This window comes from Pseudomonas kairouanensis (assembly GCF_004682055.1).
In the GTDB taxonomy this organism is placed as follows: domain Bacteria; phylum Pseudomonadota; class Gammaproteobacteria; order Pseudomonadales; family Pseudomonadaceae; genus Aquipseudomonas; species Aquipseudomonas kairouanensis.
This window is the reverse complement of the sequence record NZ_QUZU01000048.1, coordinates 1-16,054: the sequence shown is the minus strand read 5'-3', so window position 1 is coordinate 16,054 and position 16,054 is coordinate 1. Positions and strand designations below refer to the sequence as shown.

General features: G+C 61.9%; 14 protein-coding genes. All 14 read left to right on the top strand.

Features of this window, described 5'->3' with window-relative positions; all coding sequences use genetic code 11:
* Positions 1–4 precede the first annotated feature (4 nt).
* On the top strand, positions 5–1,300 hold the full coding sequence (locus tag DYL59_RS26585) for an MFS transporter (protein WP_135291812.1): 1,296 nt from the start codon (positions 5–7) through the stop codon (positions 1,298–1,300).
* 16 nt (positions 1,301–1,316) lie between these two features.
* Positions 1,317–2,501, top strand: a complete 1,185-nt coding sequence (gene rhmD, locus DYL59_RS26580) for an L-rhamnonate dehydratase (RefSeq protein WP_135291811.1) — start codon at positions 1,317–1,319, stop codon at positions 2,499–2,501.
* An 11-nt stretch (positions 2,502–2,512) separates the two neighbouring features.
* Positions 2,513–3,313 carry an HpcH/HpaI aldolase family protein gene (locus DYL59_RS26575; protein WP_135291810.1) on the top strand — a complete coding sequence of 267 codons (801 nt, stop codon included), beginning with the start codon at positions 2,513–2,515 and terminating at the stop codon, positions 3,311–3,313.
* A gap of 10 nt (positions 3,314–3,323) precedes the next feature.
* Positions 3,324–4,757, top strand: a complete 1,434-nt coding sequence (gene aldA, locus DYL59_RS26570) for an aldehyde dehydrogenase (RefSeq protein WP_135291809.1) — start codon at positions 3,324–3,326, stop codon at positions 4,755–4,757.
* Between the two features lie 71 nt (positions 4,758–4,828).
* A complete protein-coding gene (locus DYL59_RS26565; RefSeq protein WP_135291808.1) occupies positions 4,829–5,704 on the top strand; it encodes an amidohydrolase family protein in 876 nt (291 codons plus the stop codon).
* Entirely contained in the window at positions 5,704–6,024 is a 321-nt protein-coding gene (rhaM, locus tag DYL59_RS26560) for an L-rhamnose mutarotase (RefSeq protein ID WP_202877208.1), read from the top strand. Before DYL59_RS26565 ends, rhaM begins: the two co-directional genes overlap by 1 nt.
* A 40-nt stretch (positions 6,025–6,064) precedes the next feature.
* Positions 6,065–7,123, top strand: a complete 1,059-nt coding sequence (gene rhaT / locus DYL59_RS26555; protein ID WP_135291807.1) for an L-rhamnose/proton symporter RhaT — start codon at positions 6,065–6,067, stop codon at positions 7,121–7,123.
* Positions 7,124–7,151: 28 nt separating this feature from the next.
* Positions 7,152–7,922: an L-rhamnose 1-dehydrogenase Lra1 gene (locus DYL59_RS26550; RefSeq protein ID WP_135291806.1), complete on the top strand. Its 771-nt coding sequence runs from the start codon at positions 7,152–7,154 to the stop codon at positions 7,920–7,922.
* A gap of 189 nt (positions 7,923–8,111) precedes the next feature.
* Positions 8,112–9,434 carry a carbohydrate porin gene (locus tag DYL59_RS26545; RefSeq protein ID WP_135291805.1) on the top strand — a complete coding sequence of 441 codons (1,323 nt, stop codon included), beginning with the start codon at positions 8,112–8,114 and terminating at the stop codon, positions 9,432–9,434.
* A 345-nt stretch (positions 9,435–9,779) separates the two neighbouring features.
* Positions 9,780–11,099 (top strand): alpha/beta fold hydrolase, encoded by a 1,320-nt coding sequence (locus DYL59_RS26540; RefSeq protein WP_135291804.1) that lies wholly within the window; start codon positions 9,780–9,782, stop codon positions 11,097–11,099.
* Positions 11,100–11,118: 19 nt separating this feature from the next.
* Entirely contained in the window at positions 11,119–12,564 is a 1,446-nt protein-coding gene (locus tag DYL59_RS26535) for a hypothetical protein (RefSeq protein WP_135291803.1), read from the top strand.
* The gene (locus DYL59_RS26530) at positions 12,564–13,931 is read left to right on the top strand and encodes a CHAT domain-containing protein (RefSeq protein WP_135291802.1); all 1,368 of its coding nucleotides are present in this window, start codon (positions 12,564–12,566) and stop codon (positions 13,929–13,931) included. Before DYL59_RS26535 ends, DYL59_RS26530 begins: the two co-directional genes overlap by 1 nt.
* Positions 13,924–15,318: a hypothetical protein gene (locus DYL59_RS26525; RefSeq protein ID WP_135291801.1), complete on the top strand. Its 1,395-nt coding sequence runs from the start codon at positions 13,924–13,926 to the stop codon at positions 15,316–15,318. The genes DYL59_RS26530 and DYL59_RS26525 overlap by 8 nt, the downstream gene beginning before the upstream one ends.
* Before the next feature lie 225 nt (positions 15,319–15,543).
* Positions 15,544–16,054 (top strand): ribonucleotide-diphosphate reductase subunit beta (locus tag DYL59_RS26520; RefSeq protein WP_193557583.1); only part of this gene is annotated, 511 nt, incomplete at its 3' end.

Sequence of the window (16,054 nt, the reverse complement as noted above, 5' to 3'; positions counted from 1 at the left end):
CCCTATGAAAACCCTGCCCGCGCCCCTGCTCGCCAAGATTTCCTGGCGGCTGCTGCCCTTTCTGCTGTTGATGTACATCATGGCGTTTCTCGACCGCGCCAATGTCGGGTTCGCCAAACAAGCCTTCCAGGCCGACACCGGCTTGAGCGATGCCGCCTTCGCGTTCGGCGCCGGGGTGTTCTTCGTCGGCTACGCGCTGCTGGAAGTACCGAGCAACCTGATCCTGCACCGTGTCGGCGCCCGCCTGTGGATGTGCCGCATCATGGTCAGTTGGGGCCTGGTCTCGGCGGCGATGGTGTTTGCCCACAACGAAACCAGTTTCTACATCCTGCGCTTCCTGCTGGGGGTGGCCGAAGCTGGCTTTTTCCCCGGCGTGATCCTGTACCTCACCTACTGGTTCCCCCAGGCCGTGCGCGGCAAGGCCATGGGCTTCTTCTACTTTGGTGCGCCGCTGGCGTTTATCTTCGGCAGCCCGCTGTCTGGCCTGCTGCTGGAAATGGACGGCTGGGCAGGCATTCATGGCTGGCAATGGCTGTTTGCGGTCGAGGGCTTGATGGCCTCGGCGGTGGGCATCTGGGCCTACTTCTACCTGGACAACCGCCCCGCCGACGCCAAATGGCTCAGCCCGGATGAGCGCCAGCAAATCCAGAGCCTGCTGGACCAGGAAGACCAACACAAAACCTCCCACGGCCACAGCCTGCTCAAGGTGCTGTGCCAGCCCTCAGTGCTGTACCTGTGCCTGATCTACCTGTTGATCCAGGCCAGCGTGTACGGCGTGGTGTTTTACCTGCCCACCCAAGTCGGTGGCCTGCTGGGCACCAAAGTCGGCCTGATGGTCGGGCTGGTCTCGGCGGTGCCCTGGCTGTGCGCATTGTTCGCCGCCTGGTGGATCCCGGCCTATTCCGACCGCACCGGCCTGCGCCGCCAGACCGCCTGCCTCACCCTGCTGATGGCCGCCGCCGGCATCGCCTGCTCGGTGACCTTCGCCAGCCCGCTGCTGGGCATGCTCGCCCTGTGCTTTGCCGCGTCGGGTTTTATCGCGGTGCAGCCGGTGTTCTGGACCTTTCCGTCGAGCTACCTGGCCGGCAGCGCAGCCGCCGCCGGTATTGCATTGATCAATTCGTTCGGTGCCCTCGGCGGTTTTATCGCCCCGGTGCTCAAGCATTGGGCCGAAGGCGCCTTCCACTCCCCGGCAGCCGGCCTGTACCTGCTGTCCGCCACCACGGTACTCGCGGCATTGCTGGTACTGGGCATCCATTCACCCGGCCGCACTGCGTCGAATACGCCGGCCACTGTTTAAAACCAGGAGTCACACCATGGGCAACCTCACCATCAAACACGTCCGCGCCTTTGTTCTGCGAGGCGGCGGCGCCGACTACCACGACCAGGGCGACGGCCACTGGATCGACGACCATATCTCCACGCCGATGAGCAAATACCCGGAGTATCGCCAGAGCCGCCGCAGCTTCGGCATCAACGTACTTGGCACCCTGGTGGTCGAGATCGAAGCCAGCGACGGCACCGTGGGTTTTGCGGTGACCACCGGCGGTGAACCGGCGGCCTATATCGTCGAGAAACACCTGGCGCGCTTTATCGAAGGCGCCCGCGTCACCGATATCGAAAAAATCTGGGACCAGATGTACCAGTCCACCCTCTACTACGGCCGCAAGGGCCTGGTGATCAATACGATCTCCGGCGTGGACCTGGCGCTGTGGGACCTGCTCGGCAAGATCCGCCAGGAGCCGGTGCATCAATTGCTCGGCGGCGCCGTGCGTGACGAGTTGCAGTTCTATGCCACCGGCGCGCGCCCGGACCTGGCACAGAAAATGGGCTTTATCGGCGGCAAGATGCCCCTGCACCACGGCCCCAGCGAAGGCGAAGAAGGCCTGCGCAAGAACCTCGAAGAACTGGCCACCATGCGCGAGCGGGTCGGCCCGGACTTCTGGCTGATGCTCGACTGCTGGATGAGCCTGGACTTGAACTACGCCACCAAGTTGGCCATCGGCGCCCATGAGCATGGGCTCAAGTGGATCGAAGAGGCACTCTCGCCGGACGATTACTGGGGCTACGCCGCCCTGCGCAACAACGTGCCCAAGGGCATGTTGGTGACCACCGGCGAACACGAAGCCACGCGCTGGGGTTTCCGCATGCTGCTGGAGATGGGCTGCTGCGACATTATCCAGCCGGACGTGGGCTGGTGCGGCGGGCTCACTGAGCTGGTGAAAATCTCCGCCCTGGCCGATGCCCACAACGCGCTGGTGGTGCCTCACGGCTCGTCGGTCTACAGCTACCACTTTGTTGCCACCCGCCATAACAGCCCGTTCGCCGAGTTCCTGATGATGGCGCCCAAGGCCGATGAAGTGGTGCCGATGTTCCACCCGCAACTGCTTGGCGAGCCGGTGCCGGTGAACGGCCGTATGCGTCTGTCGGCGCTGGACAAGCCGGGCTTCGGCGTTGACCTGAACCCGGATTGCCAACTGCACCGTCCATACAACCGCTAAGGGAACCTGCCATGAACATGCCCCGCAATGGCTTCAAGGCCGCCCTGGCTCAGGACGCCACCCAGTACGGCATCTGGGCCGGTTTCGCCACCGGCTACGCCGCCGAGATCGTCGCCAGCCTGGGCTACGACTGGATGCTGATCGACGGCGAGCACGCACCGAACACCGTGCCCAGCGTGCTCAACCAACTGCAGACGGTGGCGCCCTATACCACCGCGCCCGTGGTGCGTGCGGTAAATGGCGACGCCAGCCTGATCAAGCAACTGCTCGACGTCGGTGCGCAAACGCTGATGATCCCGATGGTGGAAACCGCCGAACAGGCCCAGGCCCTGGTACGCGCTATGCGCTATCCGCCCCACGGCATCCGGGGTGTCGGCGGCGGCCTGACCCGCGCCACACGCTGGGACGGCGTGGACAACTACCTCAACACTGCCCACCAAGAGCTGTGCCTGATCGTGCAAGTGGAGTCGCGCCTCGGTGTAGAAAACGTCGAGGCGATTGCCGCCGTCGAGGGCGTGCACGCAGTCTTTATCGGCCCGGCTGACCTGTCCATCGGCCTCGGCCACGCCGGCAACCCCGGCCACCCGGAGGTGCAGGAGCGCATCAAGCACGCCGTGGACGCTACCCTCGCCGCCGGCAAGGTGTGCGGCATCCTCGCGCCCAACGAAGAGGACGCCCGCCGCTACCAGGCCTGGGGTTGCCGTTTTATCGCGGTGGCCATCGACATCAGCCTGCTGCGCCAGAGCGCCCTGGCCACCCTCGCCCGTTACCGCCCGCTTGCCGAAAGCAAAGCCCCGTCGCGTACCTATTAAGGAGCTGCCCATGTCATCCGTTCCCGTGTACCAGAACTTCATCAATGGCCGCTTCGTGCCAAGCGAAGCCCACATCGATGTGCTCAACCCGGCCACTGGCGCGCTGCTGTCCAAGGTGCCCGCAGCCACCGCCGCCGATGTCGACCAGGCCCTCGCCGCCGCCCGCCATGCGCAAAAAGACTGGGGGCGCAAACCCGCCATTGAACGCGCCGGGCACCTGCGCCGCATCGCCGCCAAGCTGCGCGAGAACGTTGCGCACCTGGCGCGCACCATCACCCTGGAACAAGGCAAGGTCAGCGGCCTGGCCGAAGTGGAAGTGAACTTCACCGCCGACTACCTCGACTACATGGCCGAGTGGGCGCGGCGCATCGAAGGCGAGATCATCACCAGCGACCGTCCCAACGAAAACATCTTCCTGTTCCGCAAGCCCCTGGGCGTGGTGGCTGGGATCCTGCCGTGGAATTTCCCGTTCTTTTTGATCGCACGCAAAATGGCCCCGGCGTTGCTCACCGGCAACACCATCGTGATCAAGCCCAGCGAAGAAACTCCCAACAACTGCTTTGAGTTCGCCAAGCTGGTGGCCGAAACCGACCTGCCCGCCGGCGTGTTCAACGTGGTCTGCGGCGACGGCCAGGTCGGCGGCGCACTCACGTCCCACAAGGGCGTGGACATGATCAGCTTCACCGGCAGCGTGGCCACAGGGTCGCGGATCATGACCGCTGCGGCGCCGAACATCACCAAGCTCAACCTGGAACTGGGCGGCAAGGCGCCGGCCATCGTGCTGGCGGATGCCGACCTGGATCTGGCGGTCAAGGCCATCCGCGATTCGCGCATCATCAACACCGGCCAGGTGTGCAACTGCGCCGAGCGGGTGTACGTGGAGCGCAAGGTCGCCGACCAGTTTATCGAGCGCATCAGCGCAGCCATGTCGGCCACCCGCTACGGTGACCCCATCGCCCAGGCCGATGTGGAAATGGGCCCGCTGATCAACCGCCAGGGCCTGGACAACGTCAACCGCAAGGTGCGCACCGCATTGAGCCAGGGCGCCACCCTGGTGAGCGGCGGGCAGATTGCCGACCTCGGTGCGGGCTTTCACTTCCAGCCCACCGTATTGGCCGGTTGCCGCGCCGACATGGAGATCATGCGCGAAGAGATCTTCGGCCCGGTGCTGCCAATCCAGATCGTCGACGACCTGGACGAAGCCATCGCCCTGGCCAATGACTGCGACTATGGCCTGACCTCGTCGATCTACACCCGCGATTTGGGCAAGGCCATGCACGCGGTGCGCGAGATCGACTTTGGCGAAACCTACGTCAACCGCGAGAACTTCGAGGCCATGCAAGGCTTCCATGCCGGCGTGCGTAAATCCGGGGTCGGCGGTGCCGATGGTAAGCACGGCTTGTACGAATACACCCACACCCATGTGGTGTACCTGCAGAGCTGATCTGGTTAAACGGGCCCGGGCACGGTAGCGTGCGGGCCCTTCCAAATGTGCTTGTGATAAGGACTGCCCCCATGCCCCTGACACCCTACAGCGGCCCGATCATCGACAGCCATCTGCACCTGTTCGACCCGCGCCGCCCCCAGGGAATCCCTTGGCCCGAGCCGGGCAACCGGTTATATGCCGCGCATTTACCGACGGATTATTGGGCCCTGGCCAGCCAACACAACGTGGTCGGTGCGATTGCGGTTGAAGCCAGCCCGTGGCGTGACGACAACCGCTGGCTGCTGGAGACCTTGCGCAATGAGCCACGCATGCTTGGCTTTGTTGGCAACCTCGACCCACTGCACGAAGGCTTCGTCGCCGACCTCGATACGCTGGCCGATGAACCGCTGTTCCTGGGCCTGCGCTACGGCAACCTGTGGGACCGCGACTTATTGGAAGACCGGACGCGGCCAGGTTTTATCGACGGCCTGCGCCAACTCGCCGCGAGCGGCCGCAGCCTGGACAGCGCCAACCCGAACCCGCGCTTGATCAAGGCGCTGCTGCACTTAAGCGATGCCGTGCCTGAACTGCGCATCATCGTCGATCACTTGCCCAACGCCCAGGTGCCAAAAGGTGAAGAGGCGGTGTATCACGCCGACCTGCTGCGCCTGGCCGAACGGCCGAATGTGTTCGCCAAGCTGGCGGAAATTCCCCAGACAGGCCCGCAAGGCTTGATCACCGACACCGCGTTCTACAACGACCGCCTCGCCGCGTTGTGGGAAGCCTTTGGTGAAGACCGCTGCTTCTTCGGCAGCGACTGGCCCAACAGCGATCACCTGGCGGATTTCGCCACCACCCTGGGGCTCGTAAAACGCTGCATGGCCGACAAGCCCGAAGCGGTGCAAGCCAAGTTCTTCCTGCATAACGCGGTGCGTATCTACACACCGACCCACGGAGCGCAATGATGCAGACCCGCGCCTTTCGCATGAACCTCAACCCCGGCCAGGCCAATGAATACCGGCGCCGCCACGATGAGATCTGGCCCGAACTGGCCCAGGCGCTGCTGGATGCTGGCGTGGTGGATTACCGCATCTTCCTCGACGAAGACGCCAACGCCCTGTTCGCCACGCTGACCCACGAGGACGCCCACGGCCTGGATGAACTGCCCGGCACCGCCTTGATGCAACGCTGGTGGAGCTACATGCAAGACATCATGCCCAGCCATGCCGATGCCTCGCCGATCAGTGTCGACCTGCTGCCGATGTTCGAACTGACGCGCCCCTGAACCAACTGACCCACAACAACAATAAAAAGGATTCGACTACGTGGAAATCATTCTCCTTGGTGTGATTCTGCACTTTATCGGCGGCTTCGCTTCCGGCAGTTTCTACATCCCCTACAAAAAGGTCCGCGGCTGGGCCTGGGAAAGCTATTGGATCACCGGCGGACTGGTGTCCTGGCTGATCGTGCCACTGATTGCGGCGCAATTGACGGTACCGGGCTGGGTGCAGATCCTGCGCGATGCCGACACCAGCACCCTGCTATGGACCTATATGTTCGGCGTGCTGTGGGGCATCGGTGGGCTGACGTTTGGCCTGACCATGCGCTACCTCGGCCTGTCCCTGGGCATGTCGCTGATCATGGGCCTCACCTCGGCGCTCGGCGCGTTGATGCCGGCGCTGTACCGCGACCTGTTCACCACCGAGACCGAAGGCACCCTGACCTCGATGCTGGCCTCCCAGGGCGGGCATTGGGTGCTGTGGGGCGTGGCGGTGTCGCTGGTCGGCATTGCGGTGTGCGGCAAGGCCGGGTTGATCAAGGAACGGGAAGTGTCCCAGGCGGTGAAGTTCGCCAGTGTCAGTGAATTCTCCCTGGGCAAGGGCATGCTGGTGGCGGTGATCTCGGGCGTGCTGAGCGCATGTTTCAGCTACGGCATTTCCGCCGGGCGCCCGCTGGCTGCCGCAGCAGTGGAGCATGGCGCCAACAGCCTGTTCCAGAACAACGTGACCTTCATGGTGATCATGTGGGGCGGGCTGACCACCAACGGCATCTGGTGCCTGTGGCTGAACTGGCGCAACCGCACGTTCCACAATTACGTCGACCGCAGCACCCCGCTGCTGGGCAACTACCTGCTGGTGGCCGTCGCCGGTACGTTGTGGTTCTTGCAGTTCTTTTTCTACGGCATGGGCGAAAGCCGCCTGCAAAACGACGCCAGTTCCTGGGTGCTGCACATGTCGTTCATCATCATCGTCTCCAACTGCTGGGGCCTGTATTTCCGTGAATGGCACGGCACCAGCGCGGCCAACAAGGGCGTGCTGGTGGCGGGCATTGCCGTGATCCTGGGCGCAATCGCCATGGTCGGCTACGGCAATTACCTCGGCTGATGCCGCTTATTTCTTGAAGGAGTTCCTTATGTTGCTTGCAGACAAAACCGTGATCATCACCGGCGCCTCCCGTGGCATCGGCCGCGCCGCCGCCCGTGAATGTGCCCGCCAGGGTGCCCGCGTGGTGATCGGCCACAGCGGCAGCGGCCAGGGTACTGAAGCCGCTTATTCGTTGATTGAAGAGATCAAGGCGTTCGGCGGCCAGGCCGTCGAAGTCGGTGGCGATGCGGCCGACCCGGACACCGGCGACAAACTGGTGGCCGGTGCGGTGAAGGCCTTTGGCAGTGTCGACGTGTTCGTCAACAACGCCGGGATCTGCCCGTTCCACTCATTCCTCGACATGCCCCGCGAGGTCTACCTCAAAACCGTCAACACCAACCTCAACGGCGCCTACTTCGCCGTGCAGGCAGCGGCCAACCAAATGAAGAACCAAGGCCGTGGCGGCGCGATCATCGCGGTCAGCTCCATCAGCGCCCTGGTGGGCGGCGGCATGCAAACCCACTACACGCCGACCAAGGCCGGGCTGCATTCGCTGATGCAGTCCTGCGCGATTGCGCTGGGGCCGTATGGCATTCGCTGCAACTCGGTGCTGCCGGGCACTATCGCCACCGATATCAACAAGGAGGACTTGGCCGATGAGGAGAAGCTTGCCTACATGACCTCGCGCACACCGCTGGGTCGCCTGGGTGAGCCGGATGACATCGCCGGGCCCATCGTCTTCCTTGCCTCGGACATGGCGCGTTACGTGACCGGTGCGTCGCTGCTGGTGGATGGCGGCCTGTACGTAAACCTCCAGTAACACCCCGCTCTCTCCCCAACACCACAGTTCCAATGTGGGAGGGGGCTTGCTCCCGATGCCGGTGTATCAGTCACACATGTACCGACTGAGCCACTGCTATCGGGAGCAAGCCCCCTCCCACAAGGGGCCTCTGTGTGCCTGGGTTTTGTGTAGTACCCCAATAAAAACAACAATCCAAGGAGCGTTTCCATGCGTACCACCCTCCCCCTGGCCCTGCTGTGCAGCGCCATGTCCACCTGTGCCTACAGCGCGGGTTTGCTCGACCCAAACTCCCCCGCCATGCTCGGCGACTGGAACGGCCTGCGCCCGCAACTGGCCGAACAAGGCTACGACTTCACCCTCAAATACGTCGGCGAAGTCGGCTCCAACCTCGGTGGCGGCTACAACTCCCACACCACCGCACGCTGGAGCGACCAACTGATCCTCGGCGTCGATATGGACTTGCAAAAACTGCTGGGCTGGCAGGACGCGACCTTTCGCATCGGTATCGGCGAGCGCCATGGCAAGGACATCACCAACGACCGCGTGCACCAGCCCAACGCCACCGGCCTGACCTCCACCATGGAAGTGTTCGGCGGCGGCAATGCCTGGCGGCTGTCGCAGTTCTGGTACGAGCAAAAATTCTTCGACAAAAAATTCGCCCTCAAACTCGGCCGCTTCGGCCACGGTGAAGATTTCGACCAGTTCCCCTGCGAATTCCAGAACGTCACCCTGTGCGGTTCCCAGGAAGGCAACTGGAACGGTGTGTGGAACAGCTTCCCCATCAGCCAGTGGGCAGTGCGCGCCAAGTACCAGTTCACCGATGAGTTCGCAATGCAGGTCGGCGCTTATGACAAAAACCCCGGCAACGCCGAAGCCAGCAATGGCTTCAAGCCGTTTATCAGCGGCTCCCAGGGCACCAGCTTTCCCATCGAAGCGATCTGGAAAGCGCAAATCAACGGCCTTAAATCGGAGTACCACGCCGGTTACTACTACGCCAACGCCGACACCAAGGACATGCTCAAGGACGCCGATGGCAACTATGCCGCCAGCTCCCAAAAGCCGTATCGGATGTATTCCAGCAACAGCGGATGGTGGCTGTCGGGCCAGCAGCAATTGACCACCGTGGATGGCAACAACAAGCGCGGGCTCAACGTGTTCGCCAACCTCACGGTCAACGATCCTGACAAGAGCGTGATCAAGAACCTGATCCAGGTCGGCCTCATCTACCGTGGCCCGTTCGACGCACGCCCCGACGATACCTTTGGCCTGGGCGCGTCCAAACTGCAAGTCAGCGACCGCTACACCCGCAACACCCAGATGCTCAATACCGCCAACGGCGTCACGTCCATCGACGACCCGCTCTACGTGCCCGAGCAGCGCCGTGAGTACAGCTACGAGATCAACTACGGCGTGCAGGCCACGAAATGGCTGATGGTGCGGCCCAACCTGCAATACGTGAAGTACCCCGGCGGGCTTACACAAACCAGCGGTGCCGTGGTGGGCGGTGTGCAGTTTATCGCCGATTTCTAGTCGCTCCCGGCATTCAACACCCGCCGACGTCCATGATGCCGGCGGGCTTCTTTTTACAAGGTTTTGACTGTCGTCCGCCCCTTGTGTAACACCCACGAAACAGGCGCTGGTGCTTTCAATCACACCCCGGTGAAAATCCGCCGAAGCGCCTTGCGTGTTGCGTATTGCCAGCTATATCTACTGCTGCGTAATAGCAAACCGGCGTTAACCGACCCCTCGGAAAACAGCCATTGCGGAAAGTGCCGTGACAAGGAAGATCAGGTCGCTGTCGTTCGCTCCTTCACCTCAATCCTTACGCTGATCGTCTGTTAATTCGTTGCTCAGATAAGCCTTGAGGACCTGCATATGCCTGCGTTGATGCCCGTTGGACCGTTCAAGCACTGCGTCTCTGCCGAAGGCAAGACCTTCCCCTACTACATCGTGCCGTTTGACAAGGACGGTCAGTGCGAAGCGCCGCTGACCCGCCAGCACTTGCTGGACCATCTTGCTGGCCATACCGATGTCTTTTTCTTCTCCCATGGCTGGAACAACGGCTGGGAAGTCGCCAGCGCTCGTTATGCGAATTTCATCGACGGCTACACCCGCCAGCGTACCGCCCTGGGGTTGAAGGTCCCGGACAATTACAACCCATTGCTGGTAGGGATCTTCTGGCCGAGCCAGGCCCTGGCCTGGTTTGACAATGAAACCGGACCACGCTTCGCAGGCTCCATCGAGGAAGGTCGCGAGCAAGTGCTCGACATTGCCCAGTCGCTGCCGGCGACGCAGCGCGAGGCGTTTTTGACACTGGCCCAGACGCCCAGGCTAACCTCACAACAAGCCGGTGAGCTGGCGGGCATCCTGGCCGACGCGCTCAAGAGCCAGCACGACGATGAAGGCCTGCAACGCAGCCCGCCCAGTGCCCAGGACCTGCTGGTATCGGCCATCGTCGCAGCCGAACCTGAACCTGACTATGACCAATTCGGTGTGGTGCGCGACGTACCGCAAACCCCTCCGACACCCGCAGGCGTCATTGATGCTCTCAAGTCCCTTGACCCGCGCCAATTGATCAAGCCCTTCACCGTCTGGCAAATGAAAGACCGCGCCGGCAAAGTGGGCAGCGCCGGTGTGTCGCGGTTACTGGCCGATATCCTGGCCACCAACACAGAGGCCAGCGTGCATTTGCTTGGCCATTCCTACGGCTGCAAAGTGGTGATGTCCGCCACCGCCAACCTGCCCGCAGGCGTGCGCAAGATCCATTCGGCGTTGCTGCTGCAACCAGCCATTTCCCAATATGCCTTCGCCGAAAAGATCCCCGACAGCACCCTGCAAGGCGGCTACCGGGTCAACCTTGCACGTATCACCCGCCCCGTGGTGGCAACCTTCAGCAGCCGCGACAGCGCGTTGAGCCAGGCCTTCCACTTGGCCCTGCGCCGTGACCTGGACCTGGGCGAGCAACCCTCTCCCGCCGGCTCACCGAGCAAGTACGGGGCGTTGGGAGGTTTCGGCCCACAGCCCCCCCAGGAGCCTGCGACCTACATCAAGGACCCACTGGACGCTTACGACTTCGGTGCCGGTGGTCGCGTGGTGGGCATCCAGGGCAGCCGTACGATCAGCGGCCACGGCGATATCAGCAACCCATCGACCTGGTGGTTGGCGTATAGCCTGGCGTCAAGCCAGGACGCGTAACCCATAAGAGGGGCTAGTCATGGCCAACTTTCTGAAACAGCAGAACGATATCGTGACCCTGAAAGTCGAGCTCAAACCCAGGGGAGAAGTCGTCTGCACCCTGCAGCACCATCAAGGGCCGGTGTTGGTGGACACACCGTTGTGGAGCGGTGAGCAAGAGGCCTTCGGGTTGCTCTCTTCGGTTCCCCTTTACGCACCGGACGAATTAAAACTGGGCTTCCCCGTCGGGCTCAACGATGCTCTGAATGCGCAATGGCAACAACACGGTGCCGGGTATTCATGTCTATGGGTGCACCTGGTACAGCCCTGCGGCACGCTGAACTTTCTGCCTTGGGAAAGCGTGCTTGAAGAACACCAGATTCCAGTGTTGATGCTGCCGGACTTTATCTTTCCGCCGCCTCAAAAAAGCGTCGACCAGCTCGACGTGGTGGTGTGCGCCAGCGTCCCGTTGAACAGTGAAAAAGCCTTTGCCGAGGCTGATCTGCTCGACACCCTGCGCGCCATCGTCAGGGGTGTTGACCGCGAAGTGCGCCTGCATGTGTTTGCCGACAGTGACCTGGCGGCGCATCTGCACACTGGGCACCTGGACTGCGAAGTGATCGTCTACACCACCGACGCGTACCCCGCCAGCGGGCTGTCCGACAGCAGCCTGCGCTCACCTTGGCTGATCTGGATGCGCGCCGCACTCAGCGGCTACAGTGTCGATGCCGTGCATTTCATTTGCCATGGGCATTTGTCGGGGCGCCAGGGTTCGCTGCTGTTTGCCCAGGCGCCAACCGGGCGTAGCGAGGACTTCCTCTCGGGGGCAGTGGGCGCCGTCGAACTGACTAACTTTCTGATCCAGGTTGGCGCCTGGGCCAGTTCCTTCAGTCTTCCGACGGACAGCGATAACGCACTGGGCTTGCGGGTGCTGGCCGATGAAATCGCCCAGAAGCTGCCAGGACCGATGATGATGTTCGACGCAAGGCGCGCCTCTTGTGACGTGCTGGAGGAAGGTTTCCGGTTTATCCACTCCCCCCGCGGGCAAATCCCCGCGTACAACCATGCCAGCTTGTACCTGTACTGCCAGCCCTATTTGCTCACGCGCGCCGTTGCCCCACCTGACCGTTATCAGCTCAAACAGGACGTGGAGGCGCTCACGGTGCGCTATGCGCGCAATGCCGCACAGGCGAAAACCGTGCTGGACACCTACGCGCTGGAGACTGATGCACCAGCCGCCGACTCTGCCCCTTCGGCCGTCAGCACTTCACCCGCCATCGCGGCGACCGAACGCGCCGCTGAACAGATCCAGCTGCACTACCAGAAGCTGATACGCGACGAGGTGATCCCCGAGGAAATCGCCTTGCAAGACTTGTCCATTGCGATGCAAACCATCCAGCAATTTCGTCAGGCCTTGGGCGAAGCCGAGCAGCGAGGCACGCATGACGACATCGGCCACACCATTGCCGATGAGGGAGAACAGTGATGCCCTATCCACGCGCGGTTCTTTCCATAGATGCCTACGGTGACACCCTGTACGCCCAGGTGATGCGCACCCCCTTCCCCACCAACGGTCCCTATCCACCCTGCCCGTTTCCGCTGGCGCCTGAACACCTGGCAGTCTTGACCCAGCAAAACGCCGTGCTTGCGCGAGGCGCTGCGGTGCGTAATGCATTGCGCTCGCACCAAGGTATTTGCGAGGTGCTTGATGCCATGAATACGCTGCCCCTCAACGATATACGCCCGCTGTTTATCATGCTCGACGATGCATCGTCCCAGCGGATCAACTGGGAGATGCTGTGTAATACCAGTGATCAATTCGTTGCATTGGACTCGCGCTGGCCCATTGGACGCATCGTCAATCAAACCAGTGCCTATCCCATACCGCCCAGTGAGTTGGTCACACCGGTCAGAATCATGGTGGTGCTCTCGGCGCTGGGCATTGACGATCAGGAAAATGAATGGACTGCCTTGCGTGATGCCGTTATCCAAGGCCGGAAAATCGGCCTGGAAATCAGCGTAAACATACTGGTGGGGCGCAAGGACCTGTATGACAGCATTAGAGCCGAAGTGGCCGCCGGCCTGGCCGACGTGAATGTTGAGGCAATGCCGTCCAACGCCAGCGACTTGACCCAAGCCATTCGTAACTGGTCGCCGCATATCCTGCACTTTTTCTGCCATGGCCTCAGCGACAGCAACGGCCAGCAACTGGAACTGGCAACCAGCGCCGACCATACCCGGCACGACGCCGATCCACTCGCCGTACCTCATGGCTCGGTGACCGTCACCACCCAGCACCTGACTAAACTGGGCATGACACTGAAGAACCCCTGGTTGATGGTGCTCAATTGCTGCTCCAGTGGTAAAGCGACACAAACCGCACCCTCCATGGCAGCGAAGGTGTGCGCCGCCGGGATCCCTGCAGTTGTGGCGATGATGGAGCCTGTCACGTCGGCGGATGCCTACCGGTTTACGCGGGCGTTCTATCCCGAAACCCTGGTGTCGATTCTGCAAGCACGCACCGACCTCAACACCCAAGCAAGCACCACGCTGGAGCTGGCGCCGATCATGTATTACGTGCGCGACGCCATCGCTCAATCGCGGGCAGGCAACCTGCCGAACTCGCCCCATTGGTCATTGCCGGTGCTGTATGTGCGCAGTGTGGATGCTCAGTTGTTCGTGCGCCCCCTTGCGGCCGATAACGCTGTGCGACTGAGGACCACCGCCCAACTGCTGATCGCCACCGGGGCAAAAATCCCGCCTGAACTGGCCGATGAAATCGTGAACAAGATACTCGACGATATTCCGCAAGATCAGCGGCCCAACGCACAAGGAGGCTTCACCCATGGCTAATGAACCATCACACCTGCTCAGCAACGCCTGGTGCGGCGACAAGGTAGCCAGCGGCGACGTGTCTGCGACTGCCAGTGCCTGGTCGTTGTCGGTGAATGTCGACAGTGAAGACCAATTTAACTTGGACGGCGTCGTTCCTCCGGCCGCCGACCTTGAAGATTGGCAAAACAAGGAAGTCGGTTGGGGCTTGGTGTTGCCTGACAGTGACGACTGGACAGACGAACAGAAAGCCCAGGCTGCAGATGCGCCCGAATGTGTCAAGGCGCTGCTGGTGCAACGCGGTAATGCACCAGTTTTTCGCTACCGCAGCGAGCTGGCCAATACCGGCCAGCTTCGTCGCTACTTCGCCGATAAGTCACCGGCAGACCCCCATCTGGCCGGCGACCGTGGCATCGGTGACTACAAGGTCCCGCGCTACCTGTTGATCATTGGCTCTCCCAAGGAGATTCCATGGAGTTTCCAGTACCGCTTACAGACCGACGCCTTTGTCGGGCGCCTGGACTTGGACAAGGCAGGCCTGGAGAACTACATCAACGGTTTGCTCAACCACTGGCCAGGCAACACGCGCCACTTCGACACGCCCGTGGTGTGGGCGGTCAACCACGGCCATCCGGACATCAGCTATTTGATGGCCAAGACCATCGCCAAGCGGGTGTCCGATACATTGACGGGCTACGGGTTTACGCCCGCCTACCTGACCGATGAGCAAGCTCGGCTGCAAAGCTTCTACCAGGCGCTGAAACAGGCACAACCGGCGTTTGTGCTCACCACCAGTCATGGCGCCACCTTCCCGCTGGACTCACCAGCACAGCTGGCGGCGCAATTGGGGCTGCTGGTGGATGTCGACCAAAGCCTGTTGAACGTACAGATGCTGCAACAACACTGGAACCCTAGCGGTGCGATTTGGTACGCCCATGCCTGCTGCTCCGCAGGGGCCGATAAACCTTCGGAGTTCAGAGGCCTGGTGGACCCGCAGTCGTCTCTGGGAGAAATGCTCGGCAAGGTTGCCGAGATCGGCCCCTGTACCGCCTCGCTGCCACGTACTCTGCTGGGCGCCAAGCAACCGCTGGGGGCGTTCGTCGGGCATGTCGAGCCGACCTTCGACTGGACCCTACGGGATCCCGATACCGGGCAGGTCCTGGTTCAGCAGATGATCGTCAATCCGCTGACCCGCGCGCTGCATGCCAATCCACGGCAACCCATTGGCATGGCGATCGATGGCTACTATTCAGCGGTCGCGGGGTATTTGCTGGAGCACTCCAACGGCGTCAAGGCCTACAACAACCACAAACCAGACGCCGTCGCCAAAATGCTCAAGGCCAAGCTCCTCGCCATGGACCGCCTGGCCATGGTGACCCTGGGCGACCCCACCGTGTGCCTGCCCTGACAGGACCGCACCCAGGTCAACGTGTCGATGACACGATGTCGCGTTGACCAACCTTGTTACACCCCATATAGTGTGCCCACAAACAAAACACACCACTACATAGTGTGCAGCATCGGTATTTACCGACCACACTATGAGCAGTATTTCAATGCCTTGAAGCCTGCAAATTGCCTATTTATGGACGGGTTCACACACCGTCAGAACAGACCAGGAAGGAATATTTCGATGCTGAGTTGGGATGAAGTCGACAACGAAGACACCGGTGCAGCGGTGATCAAGGGCGCCAACGCCGGCCATGCAAGCGAAGCCAACATGGACCGCCTCGACGGTGCCGGCGCTGCTGCGGCACTGGAAGCGCGCAACGTCACCGCCAACGACTCGGCCGCCATCGTGCGTGCCAAGGCCGCCCTGGACAAACTCGACGTCGCCGAAGGCCTCGCCGAGCTCGAAGGCTCCGCCGCCCGCGTCGCCGTTGACGAAAAGCGCATGATCAACTGCCGCGCCGACCTCAACCAACTCGTGCCCTTCAAGTACGACTGGGCCTGGCAAAAATACCTCGACGGCTGCGCCAACCACTGGATGCCGCAAGAGGTCAACATGACCGCCGACATCGCCCTGTGGAAAAACCCCGAAGGCCTGACCGACGACGAGCGCCGCATCGTCATGCGCAACCTGGGCTTCTTCTCCACCGCCGACTCCCTGGTGGCCAACAACCTGGTACTGGCCGTATACCGCT

What these genes read in the sequence shown, in the direction of transcription:
- DYL59_RS26585 (WP_135291812.1), top strand. Translation starts at nt 5, where the DNA reads ATGAAAACCCTGCCCGCGCCCCTGCTCGCCAAGATTTCCTGGCGGCTG.
- rhmD (WP_135291811.1), top strand. Translation starts at nt 1,317, where the DNA reads ATGGGCAACCTCACCATCAAACACGTCCGCGCCTTTGTTCTGCGAGGC.
- DYL59_RS26575 (WP_135291810.1), top strand. Translation starts at nt 2,513, where the DNA reads ATGAACATGCCCCGCAATGGCTTCAAGGCCGCCCTGGCTCAGGACGCC.
- aldA (WP_135291809.1), top strand. Translation starts at nt 3,324, where the DNA reads ATGTCATCCGTTCCCGTGTACCAGAACTTCATCAATGGCCGCTTCGTG.
- DYL59_RS26565 (WP_135291808.1), top strand. Translation starts at nt 4,829, where the DNA reads ATGCCCCTGACACCCTACAGCGGCCCGATCATCGACAGCCATCTGCAC.
- rhaM (WP_202877208.1), top strand. Translation starts at nt 5,704, where the DNA reads ATGCAGACCCGCGCCTTTCGCATGAACCTCAACCCCGGCCAGGCCAAT.
- DYL59_RS26550 (WP_135291806.1), top strand. Translation starts at nt 7,152, where the DNA reads ATGTTGCTTGCAGACAAAACCGTGATCATCACCGGCGCCTCCCGTGGC.
- DYL59_RS26545 (WP_135291805.1), top strand. Translation starts at nt 8,112, where the DNA reads ATGCGTACCACCCTCCCCCTGGCCCTGCTGTGCAGCGCCATGTCCACC.
- DYL59_RS26540 (WP_135291804.1), top strand. Translation starts at nt 9,780, where the DNA reads ATGCCTGCGTTGATGCCCGTTGGACCGTTCAAGCACTGCGTCTCTGCC.
- DYL59_RS26535 (WP_135291803.1), top strand. Translation starts at nt 11,119, where the DNA reads ATGGCCAACTTTCTGAAACAGCAGAACGATATCGTGACCCTGAAAGTC.
- DYL59_RS26530 (WP_135291802.1), top strand. Translation starts at nt 12,564, where the DNA reads ATGCCCTATCCACGCGCGGTTCTTTCCATAGATGCCTACGGTGACACC.
- DYL59_RS26525 (WP_135291801.1), top strand. Translation starts at nt 13,924, where the DNA reads ATGGCTAATGAACCATCACACCTGCTCAGCAACGCCTGGTGCGGCGAC.